15 protein-coding genes and 1 pseudogene are annotated in these 12,673 nt (G+C 55.5%); 4 read left to right on the forward strand and 12 right to left on the reverse strand.

From position 1 onward, the window contains the following. Window positions 1–7: 7 nt before the first annotated feature. A complete protein-coding gene (locus FKCLFG_RS01795) occupies window positions 8–529 on the reverse strand; it encodes a flavin reductase family protein (RefSeq protein WP_472614539.1) in 522 nt (173 codons plus the stop codon). A 173-nt stretch (window positions 530–702) separates the two neighbouring features. On the opposite strand from FKCLFG_RS01795, the gene msrA reads away from it, so the two are divergent. Together msrA and FKCLFG_RS01805 are read left to right on the forward strand one after the other, a co-directional pair. Then, complete coding sequence (gene msrA / locus FKCLFG_RS01800) at window positions 703–1,233, forward strand: peptide-methionine (S)-S-oxide reductase MsrA (RefSeq protein WP_472614540.1); 531 nt, start codon at window positions 703–705, stop codon at window positions 1,231–1,233. Between the two features lie 43 nt (window positions 1,234–1,276). Continuing rightward, window positions 1,277–1,681 carry an HIT family protein gene (locus FKCLFG_RS01805; protein WP_472614541.1) on the forward strand — a complete coding sequence of 135 codons (405 nt, stop codon included), beginning with the start codon at window positions 1,277–1,279 and terminating at the stop codon, window positions 1,679–1,681. 191 nt (window positions 1,682–1,872) lie between these two features. Here FKCLFG_RS01805 and FKCLFG_RS01810 read toward each other — a convergent pair whose 3' ends face one another. The 3 genes from FKCLFG_RS01810 to FKCLFG_RS01820 form a co-directional block, all read right to left on the reverse strand. Further along, window positions 1,873–3,075, reverse strand: coding sequence for a class I SAM-dependent methyltransferase (locus tag FKCLFG_RS01810; protein ID WP_472614542.1), 1,203 nt, complete (start codon window positions 3,073–3,075; stop codon window positions 1,873–1,875). Between the two features lie 64 nt (window positions 3,076–3,139). Continuing rightward, window positions 3,140–3,775: a pyridoxamine 5'-phosphate oxidase gene (gene pdxH / locus FKCLFG_RS01815; RefSeq protein WP_472614543.1), complete on the reverse strand. Its 636-nt coding sequence runs from the start codon at window positions 3,773–3,775 to the stop codon at window positions 3,140–3,142. Window positions 3,776–3,791: 16 nt separating this feature from the next. Continuing rightward, window positions 3,792–4,340, reverse strand: a complete 549-nt coding sequence (locus FKCLFG_RS01820; RefSeq protein WP_472614544.1) for a hemerythrin domain-containing protein — start codon at window positions 4,338–4,340, stop codon at window positions 3,792–3,794. A gap of 86 nt (window positions 4,341–4,426) precedes the next feature. On the opposite strand from FKCLFG_RS01820, the gene tcdA reads away from it, so the two are divergent. After that, complete coding sequence (tcdA, locus tag FKCLFG_RS01825) at window positions 4,427–5,284, forward strand: tRNA cyclic N6-threonylcarbamoyladenosine(37) synthase TcdA (RefSeq protein WP_472614545.1); 858 nt, start codon at window positions 4,427–4,429, stop codon at window positions 5,282–5,284. A 135-nt stretch (window positions 5,285–5,419) separates the two neighbouring features. Here tcdA and thpR read toward each other — a convergent pair whose 3' ends face one another. Further along, window positions 5,420–5,953: an RNA 2',3'-cyclic phosphodiesterase gene (thpR, locus tag FKCLFG_RS01830; protein WP_472614546.1), complete on the reverse strand. Its 534-nt coding sequence runs from the start codon at window positions 5,951–5,953 to the stop codon at window positions 5,420–5,422. A gap of 253 nt (window positions 5,954–6,206) precedes the next feature. Here thpR and FKCLFG_RS01835 point away from each other — a divergent pair. Further along, a pseudogene (locus FKCLFG_RS01835) lies at window positions 6,207–6,329 on the forward strand (arginase family protein); the annotation flags it as partial. 151 nt (window positions 6,330–6,480) lie between these two features. Here the strand turns inward: FKCLFG_RS01835 and FKCLFG_RS01840 are convergent. From FKCLFG_RS01840 to hemF, 7 genes are all read right to left on the reverse strand, one after another. Continuing rightward, window positions 6,481–7,647, reverse strand: coding sequence for an acyltransferase family protein (locus tag FKCLFG_RS01840; protein ID WP_472614547.1), 1,167 nt, complete (start codon window positions 7,645–7,647; stop codon window positions 6,481–6,483). A gap of 197 nt (window positions 7,648–7,844) precedes the next feature. Beyond that, window positions 7,845–9,308: a ribonuclease G gene (gene rng / locus FKCLFG_RS01845; RefSeq protein WP_472614548.1), complete on the reverse strand. Its 1,464-nt coding sequence runs from the start codon at window positions 9,306–9,308 to the stop codon at window positions 7,845–7,847. 6 nt (window positions 9,309–9,314) lie between these two features. Next, window positions 9,315–9,938 carry a Maf family protein gene (locus FKCLFG_RS01850; RefSeq protein ID WP_472614549.1) on the reverse strand — a complete coding sequence of 208 codons (624 nt, stop codon included), beginning with the start codon at window positions 9,936–9,938 and terminating at the stop codon, window positions 9,315–9,317. 7 nt (window positions 9,939–9,945) lie between these two features. Next, window positions 9,946–10,416, reverse strand: coding sequence for a 23S rRNA (pseudouridine(1915)-N(3))-methyltransferase RlmH (gene rlmH, locus FKCLFG_RS01855; protein ID WP_472614550.1), 471 nt, complete (start codon window positions 10,414–10,416; stop codon window positions 9,946–9,948). A 25-nt stretch (window positions 10,417–10,441) separates the two neighbouring features. Continuing rightward, entirely contained in the window at window positions 10,442–11,068 is a 627-nt protein-coding gene (gene rsfS, locus FKCLFG_RS01860; RefSeq protein ID WP_472614551.1) for a ribosome silencing factor, read from the reverse strand. Continuing rightward, a complete protein-coding gene (locus tag FKCLFG_RS01865) occupies window positions 11,069–11,749 on the reverse strand; it encodes a nicotinate-nucleotide adenylyltransferase (RefSeq protein WP_472614552.1) in 681 nt (226 codons plus the stop codon). Further along, window positions 11,749–12,663: an oxygen-dependent coproporphyrinogen oxidase gene (gene hemF / locus FKCLFG_RS01870; protein ID WP_472614553.1), complete on the reverse strand. Its 915-nt coding sequence runs from the start codon at window positions 12,661–12,663 to the stop codon at window positions 11,749–11,751. Before hemF ends, FKCLFG_RS01865 begins: the two co-directional genes overlap by 1 nt. Between the last annotated feature and the right edge of the window lie 10 nt (window positions 12,664–12,673).

Genomic DNA, 12,673 nt, shown 5'->3' on the forward strand with positions numbered 1-12,673 from the left:
GAGGCTTCTAGGATTGTTTGGAAATGGCATTCGTGCCGGAGAACTGGCCGCCATGAAACACCAGCGCGGGCTGCGGATGCACTTCGCAGCGTTCGACTTCGCCGACAAAAATCACATGGTCGCCTTCCGGATAGCGACTGCGGTTGTGACATTCAAACCAGGCTGAAACGCCTTTCAGGATCGGATGCCCGGTGCGCGACAATTCGTAGTCGACGCCTTCGAAGCGGTTTTTGATTCGCCTGGAGAAACGCTCTGCCAGCGCGGCCTGGTTGAGCCCCAGCACATTGATCACATAGTGCGAATTCCCGGTGAATGCCTCCAGGCTGCTGGCGCGATTGCCCAAACTCCATAGCACCAGCGGCGGTTCGAGCGAAACTGAATTGAAGGAACTTGCCGTCAAGCCGAGTAAAGTGCCGTCCGATAAGCGCGTAGTGATGATTGTCACGCCAGTGGCAAACTGTGACAGTGCATGACGAAAATGGGGTGTATCGAATTCACGCGTCAAAGCGCGTGCGGAGCGTGTATGCATCGGTGATCCAGAAAGTTTCAAACATTATCCTGGAAACTACCATCGAGCGCTTATCGTCCTGATGGATGATTGCATGCTTTGGCTTTTGCATATGTTGCTCAAGCAGTACAGGATAGTTTGGGCTACAGTCATGCTGTGAGGCAGCACAGTAAAACCAAGCAAAGGAGTTAATCATGACAAGTGAAATCGCAACATTGGGCGGCGGATGTTTTTGGTGCCTGGAAGCCGTATATCAGGAGTTGAACGGTGTGTTGCAGGTTGAATCCGGTTATAGCGGCGGCCATGTGCCGAACCCGACCTATGCACAAGTGTGTGAGGGCAGCACCGGCCATGCCGAAGTGGTGCGGATAACCTTTGATCCAGCACTCGTGAGTTTTCGCGAATTACTGGAGGTTTTCTTTACCATCCACGATCCGACCACCCTGAACCGGCAGGGCAACGATTGCGGTACCCAATATCGTTCGGTCATTTACACCCATTCTGCGCAACAGAAGGATACGGCCCAGCATGTGATCAAGGAGATGGCGAATGTCTGGGATGCGCCTATCGTGACTGAACTGTTCCCGGAGCAGCCCTATTACAGGGCAGAAGAAAGCCACCAGAATTATTTCCGCCAGCATCCGGACCAGGGTTATTGCGCATTCGTGGTGGTGCCGAAACTGGAGAAATTCAGGAAGATTTTTGCCGACAAGAGCAAGGCCTGAGTGCAGAAAACTGCAATGGATGAGAACAGTTGAGGAGGATGCGATGACGACCATTTTTGAAAAAATATTACTGGGCGAAATTCCCGGCGTGAAAATCTATGAAGACGACCTGGTCTTTGCTTTCATGGATGCCGGGCAGGTCAACCCGGGCCATGTTCTAGTGGCGACCAAAAAACCTTATGAGACCTTGATGGATGCCGATGAAGAGTCTGCCGTTGCGTTGATGCGGGCCGCGCATAAAATCGCCAAGGCAATCCAGATCGCTTTCCAACCGGAAGGCATCACCCTGTTGCAAACCAACAAACCGGCCGGTTGGCAAACTGTGCCGCATCTGCATATGCATGTGACGCCGCGTTTTTGCAACGATGGCGCAAGCCTGGTCTGGCCTCGCAATGATCCGGGTATCGAAAAAATGCGGGAATATGCGAGCAAGATAAAAGTGATTTGACGCGCTTATTTGCAATTCATTTGGCAACTACTCAGCCCGCCACAAGAAACTTCCAAACCGACGTGGTTTTTGGTGGAGCGGACCCGGCCGCGACCAACGGCCGCAGTCTTGCGACTGCTTTCGCGCCCGGGTGCACTCCTACAAAATCGCACCAATTTGTTCTTAATTGCCAAGCCGGCTGAACAGTTACCTTATTTGTAAATATACTTGCGCGACCAGGGAAGTGCGGATGCATCCCTGCCTGCCTTGGTGCATACCACCTGATACAAGGAGATCCAGTCATGCGTGAAGGCATGGGCGCAGCCGGCCAGATACAGACGCCAGATGCGGTAATGCCTGTCGTCCGTAAGCATCTTGATTTGGTCGGCGTGGGTTTCGAAATTGTCGGCCCAGATACTGCAGGTACGGGCGTAATGGCGGCGCAAGTTTTCAATATCCAGCACTTCCAGGCCGCCTTCCTGCATGGTTTTCAGCACCAGCCCGAGATGCGGCAACTCGCCATGCGGAAAAACATATTTATCGATGAAGGTACCGCCGCCATACGCCGTTTCGACGCTGTTGGGATCGGTCGAGGTGATGCCGTGATTCATGGCCAGGCCGTCTTCGGCCAGCAGGGCGCAGATTTTGGTGAAATAGCCTGACAGGTGATTCAGGCCGACATGCTCGAACATGCCGACACTGGTGATGCGGTCGAAACACCCGGTGATATCCCGGTAATCCTGCAAGCGGATTTCAACCCGGTCCGCAAGGCCCGCCTGTTTGGCCCGTTCTCTGGCGAATTCATACTGGTTGCTCGATAGGGTGATGCCGACACATCTGGCGTCGAATTGTTGCGCGGCGCGCAACACCAGCGCGCCCCAGCCGCAACCAATATCGAGCAGAGTGTCGCCGGGTCTGAGCTGTATTTTGGTCAGGATGTGATCGATCTTTTTTATCTGCGCTGTGGCCAGATCTTCGTCGCCATTTTCGAAGTAGGCGCAGGAATACACCAGATTTTGGTCCAGCCAGCTTTGGTAAAACGCGTTCGATACGTCGTAGTGATAGCGAATTGCCTCGGCATCGTTCTGCTTGTCATGCCGGACGGTTCTTACGATGCGGGAAAGTGTTTTTGCGGGTGCGCGCACCTGGCTGGCGAGCACGCTGCCGATGCGGATTATGGCTGCCGCATGGCCTTCTATCTCGATTTTTCCTTCGACATAGGCTTCACCCAAGCTTGCCAGGGAGGGCGTCAGCAGATAGTTGATCGCAGAGAAATGCGGCACCCGGATGGTGACATCGGGGTGCCCGGCGCTGAAATCGAACTGTTGTCCGTTCCACAATTCCAGCCGCAGCGGAAGTGCGGAATGATTGCGGATATCTTCCACCCATTGCGACAGTTTCTTTTCCCAAAACACGATGCCCTCCGTGTAGCTGAGTCCATACTGCGGCGCACCTGTCGAAAGATCCAGGTGTAAAAACTTACGGTTGCAGTCTGATCCTGTCCCAGCTTCCGTCTGCGCTCAGCTTGAACGCGATGCGGTCATGCAGCCGGGAACTGCGGCCTTGCCAGAATTCGATATAGTCCGGTACCAGACGGTAGCCGCCCCAATGCGCCGGGCGGGGCGGATGCTCGCCGTGTTTCGCTTCGGCATCGGCGTAACGCGCATCCAGCGCTTCGCGGCTGGCAACCGGCTCGCTTTGGGAGGATGCAATCGCGCCAATCCGGCTGCCTAGCGGCCGGCTCTGGAAATAGGCTTCGTTTTCTTCTGCGGAAATGGGTTCGACGCGGCCTTCGATGCGGACTTGCCGCTCCAACTCGATCCAATAGAACAGTAGCGCGGCGTACTGGTTTTGATGCAGCTCGTGGCCCTTGCGGCTCTCGTAGTTGGTAAACCAGGAAAATCCGCGCTGATCGAAGTCCTTGATCAGCACAATGCGCGACGAAGGGCGCCCATCGTTGGACACCGTCGCCAGGCTCATCGCATTGGCTTCCGGTATTTTCGCGTTGAGCGCCTCATCAAACCACTTCTTGAATTGCGCCATCGGATCGGCAGCGACATCCGACTCCGACAGGCTGGCGCGACTGTAATCTTTTCTTAAATCTGCTATCGACATCTTGATTCCTGGTTATTTACTGTGTAATTGCGCGGCGTAGCCGCATTGCTTCGCCTAACTGCGCCATTTGTGCGGCGCTGAACAGGCGCATTGCCATCGGTGCGATGTGCGTTTCCTCCTTTTGCAGGTGGCCAGCATACAGTTCGGCGAAATGGCCCACGTCTTGCTCCGATAAATGGCTGCCGGTGTCTGCATTTTCACCTGCAGCGATCTGTTGCAATTGCCGCTCAAGCACGTGCCACGCGGCATCCATTTGCTGATGTTCCTGCAGAATCAGCGGCAATAATTGCGCCAATAATGCGGCATCGTCTCCCGTTGCCGAGGCCTGCAGCATCGGCAACAAATCATCCTCTTCATCTGCATGGTGGTTGGGTGCTGCTTTATTAAAATACTGCAGTATCGATTTTGCAGCTTGTTGCGCATCAATATCAGCACCATGTTGTGGCAAATACGACAACAATTTTTGCATGGTAGCGATCTGTTTGCGGATGCGGTCATGGCAGTGCTTGAGTACCGCAATCGGCTGGTCGAAGCCGGGAATCGACGTAAACAATGTGTTTTGCATGGCGCTATCTCATTTGACGGTAACTGACATCAGTATACATAAAGCGCTAATCCTGGCTTTATGCCAGTTTCACTTAAAATGACGCAATGAACACAATAACGAAACTGGTAATACCGGGTCCTTTGGACGACATCGATTTCGAGCGTCGTTTCGGCGGCATCGCGCGTTTGTATGGCGACGCCGCGCTGCAGCGCTTTCGGGCGGCGCGGGTCTGCGTGGTCGGCGTCGGCGGCGTCGGCTCCTGGGTGGTGGAAGCGCTGGCGCGCAGTGCGATCGGGCACCTGACTCTGATCGATCTTGATAACGTGGCGGAATCGAATGTCAACCGCCAGATTCAGGCTTTGTCGGCGACCTTGGGTCAGGCCAAGGTGACGGCGCTGGCACAGCGCATCGAACAAATCAATCCGTATTGCCGCGTCACCGAGGTGGAGGATTTCGTCACGCCCGACAATCTGGATGCGATGATCGGCGTCCATGACTTCGATTACGTGATCGATGCGATCGACAGCGTACGGGCCAAGGCGGCGCTGATCGCTTATTGCCGCGCGCACGCGATAGCGCTGATTACCATCGGCAGTGCCGGCGGCCAGATCGATCCAACCAAAATTGAGGTGCGCGACTTATCCCGGACCGAGCAGGAACCCTTGCTGTCGAAAGTGCGGAAGTTGTTGCGCGCCCAGCATCGTTTCCCGCGCGGCGCCAAGAATAAATTCGGCATCGATGCGGTGTTCTCGACCGAGCCTTTGCGCTTTCCAGAGACTAATGACGCCTGTGCGCTGCAGAACGACGGCAGCGACGGCATCACCGGGCTCAATTGCGCCGGTTTCGGCTCGGCGATGGTGGTTACCGCCTCTTTCGGCCTGGTAGCGGCGGCCCAAGTGTTGCGCAAGCTTGCCGTGGCCGAACCGTCTGTCGCTGGCAGCGCGGCGCTAGCGGCGGATTAATTTTTTCGAGATGTACGGGATATTGCACACATCAATAACGGAAATAGCGTGGAGTATGTTTTATAAAACCAATAAAAATATGCGGATAATGCCCTGAAAATAGTGATACACCGCCCCGCTATTTTTTACGAAGCATCAGTTGGCACCTTCAAGCCGGCGCGAGGTCAGCAGTCGATAGCGGGGCGCGCTGCCAGTGGTGGTCGATTGCACCAGCGCGATGTGATCGGCGCGCCAGATGATCGGCCTCATGTCTAGCGCAGCCGCAGCCGTAGTCGAATCCCGGGCCAGCGTGAGGTGCGGCTTGAAGCGTGTTCCTTGGTCGAAAACGATATTCTGCTGCGCTAGAGTTGCAAGCAAGGCCTGACGAAGCGCCGCCAGCGTCTCGGGCGCGCGCTGCATGCCCGCCCAGATAACCCCATTCTTGGAGAAATGCCCCAGGCAATCCACGTTCAGCGTCATCGCCGCTGCCGGCAACTTTGCCAGCACTGCTTGCAGCGCCGGCAGCGCCGCCGACGGTTGGGTTCCCAGGAAAACCAGCGTCAGATGCAGATCTTCAGCGGGCGTGATGCGCCCTTGCATCGACGCTTGCAGCTTGATGAGCGCCGCTCGGGTCGCGTCGTCCGGCCATAACGCATAAAAAAGGCGGACACCACTCTCTTTTGTCTTCATCGCCTAAGCCTAAAGTAAATTCAAGTCTGGCAACCCTTCATGAGCGCTCCAGCAGTCGCGCCATCCAATCCCTGAATAACAAGGCTTTCTGCTGATTGGCCATGCTGTTGGGGTACGCCAGGTAATAACTCTGTCCGGTGGACAGCATCTTGTCGAATGGTATTGCCAGTCGTTTGGTCTCGATATCTTCCCGAATAAGAGCGCAATCGCCAATCGCGACGCCGAAGCCGAAGCCGAAGCCGAAGCCGAAGCCGTGGGCGGCGATCTGGTGAAAATTTCGCCGCCTTATGATCTGTCCGGCAATACCGCGCTGGCCGGCGCCAATTTGCTGTTCGAGATGCTGTGCGTGTTGCCGAAGGTGCAATATCGCAGCTAATTATCAACGGCTTTGTTATCACTGCGTAGGATGGGTGCAACCCATCATGATCAACCGCTTAATGCGATGGGTTGCACCCATCCTACCGCTGATGTCGCGCCGGAAAACCGCCCGGAGGCGGTCAATAAACAGGTGTGTGCGTTGATCAAGGCTAAGAAAGCGATCTCACATGTATTTTGGTGGACGCGCATACCTTGCGACGTGAATAGACATATTTTCGTCCCAAGGCGATGAACGGGGCTTCGAAAAAACGATAGGAAATAACCGCCGCGAAGTAGCTTCCGACAAAAATCAGCGCAAAGATAAACAATAGCTTGGGATAGTTTCCATAGATTTGGAAGCGCATGACCAGCAGAACGGCAATGCCGGCAAACAGCAAATGGTACAGATAGATGCTGTATGAAATGACGCCATACTTATAAAGGCAGTCTGTCATCCACGACTTGATTGCGACAGGTTTAACGTACAGCGCCAGCGCCGTAGCCACTAAAGCGATAAGACCATAGCAGTTAGTCTTGTCGCCAAAAAAGAACATTTCTTGAGGCAGGGCAATATAGTCAAGCCGGATCGCAGCAGCCAGCGCAACACACGCCAGAAACAAGACAAAGCCCAGGGAGAATCGCATTCTCCAGCGTACCTCGTCAAATAGCGCGGCAATGATGACGCCACCAAAAAACGTAAATCCGAGCTGAAAAAACTCGTAGCGATCCATCGCGATCAACCCCGGATGTTGAAGCACGAAATACAGCAGCCCGATGATGAATACAGATGCGCCAATGCCAACCAGCTTGCGCCGCATCAGCATCAATACAATTGGCAACAACAGGTAGTATCTGAACTCTATCGGCAGCGACCAATAGGCTGCATTGAAAATGTTTTTTGGCCCGGTATAGTCAGATGCCAGCAGCAGGTATCGAAGCACGTCACCGGTTGTGTATGGCGTTAGAAAATGCGCAATCCAGTACTCTTTGTTTCCCGTATAGAAAGCGGCAAATACTTCGATAAAAACAATGTACACAACCAACGACACTGCGAAAGCAGGCCAAATTCTCAGGATTCGTTTTACATAAAAGCGTCCTACGTCGCCCAGGCTGTTCAAGCGGGAAGCATTGCTAAGATACAGCGTACAACCACTCAACACGAAGAAAAGGCACACGCCAAAGGAGCCCAGGTCCAGCAGATTCATCGGAAGGAATCTGCTGCCCACATCTCCTGGGCCATAGACAACTTCCGCGCTGCGCATCGTATGTGAAACGATTACAAAAAAAGCAGCGATTCCACGTAGCCAGGTTAGTTGCTCAAAATATTGTTTTTTCATTGTCTGGGGAGCAGGCGCACGATTCTCGTGTCGGCCTTATACCTACATGATCTGTTGATTAACAAGTGGCGAACTATAGCATCGGTGGCGCGCATCACCGGATTGCCAGAATAGGGCGGTCACAGCGGCGACCAATTGATCGGCCAGCAATGCAACTGACAAAGGTGCTGCTGTCAGAAGCCATTGCGCCTTTTTAATTACATCAGGATGATGTCGTATTGCTCTTGTTGATAGACGGTTTCGACCTGCAGTGAAATCGGTTTTCCGATGAAATCGCCCAGCATCGCCAGGTGCTGGGATTCCTCTTCCAGGAACATGTCGATCACGATTTGTGCTGCCAGAACGCGGAATTCGCGCGGGTTGAATTGTTTCGCTTCGCGCAATAATTCACGCAGTATTTCGTAGCAAATGGTGCGTGCGGTTTTGACTTCACCCTTGCCGCCGCAGGCTGGACAGGATTCGCACAGAATATGCGCCAGCGATTCACGGGTACGTTTGCGCGTCATTTCCACCAGGCCCAGGACGGAAAAGCTGCTGACCGACACCTTGGTGCGGTCGCGCGACAGGGTTTTCTTGAGTTCTGCCATCACGGAATTGCGATGCTCAAGGTTTTCCATGTCGATGAAGTCGAGGACGATGATGCCGCCCAGATTGCGCAAGCGCAACTGGCGCGCGATCGCATGCGCCGCTTCCAGATTGGTCTTGAAAATGGTGTCGTCAAAGTTGCGTCCACCGACATAGCCGCCGGTATTGACGTCTATCGTGGTCATCGCTTCGGTCTGGTCGACGATCAGGTAACCGCCGGATTTCAGATTGACACGGCGTCCCAGCGCCCGTTCGATTTCTTCTTCGACGCCATACAGGTCGAATAACGGGCGCTCCCCGGTGTAGTGCTGTATGCGGCCCAATACGCTGGGCGTATAGATGGTGGCGAACTCGTGCAGCCGGGTGAAATTCTCACGCGAGTCGATCTGGATGTTGGCGGTCTCGTCGTTCACAAAGTCGCGCAGTACGCGCTGCGCCAGACTCAGGTCCTGATATAACAGTTGCGGGGCAGCCCTGGTGCGCGACACAGCGGTGATCGCGCTCCACGTTTTGCGCAGATATTCGATGTCTGCCTGCAAATCCTCATCCGACGCATCCTCGGCCATGGTGCGCACGATGCAGCCGCCTTTTTCTTCCGGCGGCAGCAGGCGCTGGACCCGGTTGCGCAACAACTCGCGTTCCACCTCGTTTTCAATCCGTTGCGAAATGCCGATATGCGGATCTTGCGGCAGATATACTAGCATGCGGCCTGCAATCGAAATCTGGGTCGACAGCCGGGCGCCTTTGGTGCCGATCGGGTCCTTGATGACTTGTACCGTCAAGGCTTGGCCGTCATGCAGAATTTTCTCGATTGCGGTCGGCGCGACGTTAGCGCCGTCGTGCGGACGCGCTTCCCAGATATCGGCAACATGCAGGAAAGCTGCGCGCTCCAGGCCGATATCGATGAAAGCCGACTGCATGCCCGGCAGCACACGCACTACTTTTCCCGAATAGACATTGCCGACCCGGCCGCGCGACAGCGTGCGTTCGATATGCAGTTCCTGGACCGCGCCCTGCAGAATCAGGGCTACCCGTGTTTCCTGCGGCGTGATGTTGATGAGGATGTTTTCGCTCATAGATGCTCATAGTGGCCGAATACCGGCTTCTTGTAATAGTTGTGTGGTTTCGAAAAGCGGCAGTCCCATGATGCCGGAATAACTGCCGGCGATATGGCGAATGAAAACTGCGGCCAAGCCCTGAATCCCATAGCCTCCCGCCTTGTCATACGGCTCATTGGTGGCGCAGTAGCGGGCAATCGTTGGCTCGGACAAGTCGTCGAACGTCACTTCGGATATCTGGGTCAATTGCCATGATTGTTCATGGTGGTACAGCGCAATACTGGTCATCACCTGATGCGTGCGTCCGGATAGCTGCCGCATCATTTTTATCGCTTCGGCGGTGCCGACAGGTTTGCCCAGAATTTTTCCATCGATCACGACCGTGGTGTCGGCCGCCAGCACCGGGCGTGGAGGAAGCCGGCGCTTTTGCATCATTTTCCAGGCGAACGAGGCTTTTTCGCCGCATACCCTTGCTACGTAATCCTGCGCAAGTTCATCCGGATGGGCTGCTTCGGATACGTCTTCCGGGCCGCGCGCGGTGTTGCCGCGCAACTGCAATATTTCAAATTCGACGCCGATTTGACGCAACAGCTCGCGCCTGCGGGGGCTTTTCGATGCCAGGTAAATTTTTCGTTCGGGCTGTTTCATGGAGCGCTCAGACCCGATGGTAGGGATGGTTTTGTGTGATCGACCAGGCGCGGTACAGTTGCTCGGCCAGCATTACACGCACCATGCCGTGCGGCAGGGTCAGGCTGGAGATGCGGATGCGCATCTCGGCGCCCGTCTTGAATTGGGCATCGAGGCCATCGGCGCCGCCGATGACGAAAGCGACATCACGGCCATCCTGTTGCCATTGCGTCAAATGCTGCGATAGTTGGATCGAAGTCAGATCGCGGCCGTGCTCGTCAAGTGCAATGATGCGCGCTCCTTTCGGAAGCGCCGCTTCGATCCTGCCGCGCTCCAGCATCATCGCGGTTTCGGCAGTCTTGCTGCCGGAACGCTCCACCGGCTTGATTTCTTTCAGGTGGATGCGTATTTCCGGCGGCATGCGCTTGCTGTATTCATTGAAACCGGCTTCGATCCACGCAGGCATCTTGTGACCGACGGCCGCGATGATGAGTTGCATGGGTGTGACCGGCGACCGGCGGTTGCTAGCTGGCTACCTTGGCTCTGGACGCGCGTTTGGCCGGTGCTTTCTTGGCGCTGGTGGCACTCTTTGTGGCAGCAACCTTGATCGTTTTGCCGACTGGCGGCTTGGCGGCACGTTTTTTTGCCGGTGCTTTTTCTGCGCCGGCTTTTACGGCAGGCTTGCGGCTGGACGGCTTCTTCGGCGCGACTACATCGTCTACTGTGGCTTGCGATGCCGCCAGATGGCGGGAAACCGCCCGCTTGGGCGCTTCTGCGGTATCTTCGCCATCTTTCTTGGCCGTGCGTTTGGCGGCGCCGAATTTGACTTCCTTATCGCCCCAGATTTCTTCCAGTCGATAGTAGGCGCGAATCGTCGGCTGCATGATGTGAACGATGATATCGCCCAGGTCGACCAGCACCCATTCGCCGGTATCTTCCCCTTCCATGCTCAGGACTTGGCCGCCGGCTGCCTTGACTTTATCGCGCACAGATGCGGCGAGTGCCTTGGTCTGACGATTCGAGGTACCGGAGGCGATCACGATGCGGTCGAACAGACTGGTTAAATGTACGGTATCGAAGACATTGATGTCTTGCGCCTTGATGTCTTCCAGAGCGTCAATGACGAGAGTTTGCAGTTTTTTGAGTTCCATTTAGTTCTTATATAGATGATGTTGTTGAATATAGTCTAGCACTACGGCTGGAATCAGCGCGCTTGGCTGGCTCCCGTGTTGTAGCGCATGTCGAATTTCGCTGGCGGAGATATCGACTGCCAAGCCGGATGCAAGGCAGGTCAAGCCATGCGCCGTATTGCGAATTTGCTCCGGAGTACCGATACGTTTGCCAAATTCCGTGGTAACCGCCGGTGGTAAATCTGCTATGTTCAGCGTAAACCCCGGTCTGGATGCGACGCAAACATGGGCATAGTCAAACAGCTGCTGCCAGTCGCGCCAGGTATGCAATCCCAGCAGTTGATCGGCCCCCATCAGGAACGCAATCGAGGTATCCGGTCCCAGTTCTGCACGCAGCAAACGCAGTGTATCCAGGGTGTAGCTGGATTCGCCGCTGGCGCTGGTGCGATGAATTTCCTGTTCATCAATGACGACCGGCATGTCTGTTGCCGCAAAAGCGAGTCTTACCATTTCGACCCGGTCCTGCGCCGAGGCTTTTAAACCCTGGGTTTTTTGCCATGGATTGCCGGCTGGCAGGATGCGCAGCTCATCCGGCTCCAGCAAGCGCGAAAAGCACGCCGCCAGCCCGATGTGGCCTTGATGAATAGGGTCAAAACTTCCGCCCAAGACAACAACGCAGCGCCGCGTCGCCCGGGGCCGCATTACACCCACTCTCGCGCGATCAGGAAATCGGTATACAGCCTGGCCTCGACGCTGCCGGCTTGCGGCTTCCAGCCGTAGCGCCATTTGACTACCGGCGGCATCGACATCAGGATCGATTCGGTGCGCCCGCCCGATTGCAGGCCGAACAGGGTACCACGGTCGAAGACCAGATTGAATTCGACGTAACGGCCACGCCGGTAGGCCTGGAAGTCGCGTTCGGTTTCGCCGTACGGCATATCCTTGCGCCTTGCCACCAGCGGCAGGTAGGCGTCAATGAAATGGTTTCCCACACTTTGCGTCATGGCAAAGCTTTGCTCAAAGTCGAGCCGGTTGAAATCATCGAAGAAGATGCCGCCGACGCCGCGCGCTTCCTGCCGATGTTTCAGATAAAAATAATCGTCGCACCACTTTTTGAATTCTGCATGCAAGTCGTCGCCTTCGCCATAACCGGCCAGCGATTGCTTGCAGGCCTGGTGAAAATGGATTGCATCTTCCTCAAAACCGTAATACGGCGTCAGATCCATGCCGCCGCCGAACCACCAGACGTCTTCCTTGCCCGCTTCCGTTGCGATAAAAAAGCGCACGTTCATGTGCGCGGTCGGCGCGTACGGGTTGCGCGGATGCAATACCAGCGACACCCCCATCGCTTCCCAGTTGCGACCGGCCAATTCCGGGCGCGCCGCTGCGGCTGATGGCGGCAGATTGTTGCCGGTTACATGGGAGAAATTGACCCCGCCGCGCTCGAATACCAAGCCTTCTTCAAGCACGCGCGCGATGCCGCCACCGCCTTCTGGGCGCTGCCACGCGTCGGTGAAAAAAGGCTTGCCGTCGAGTGCTTCGAGTGCCGTGACGATGCGGCTCTGCAGGTCGAGCAAATAGGTTTTGACGCGTGATGATGCAAAGGGAACTGACATCGGCAGACAC

Source organism: Gelidimonas denitrificans, assembly GCF_055694065.1.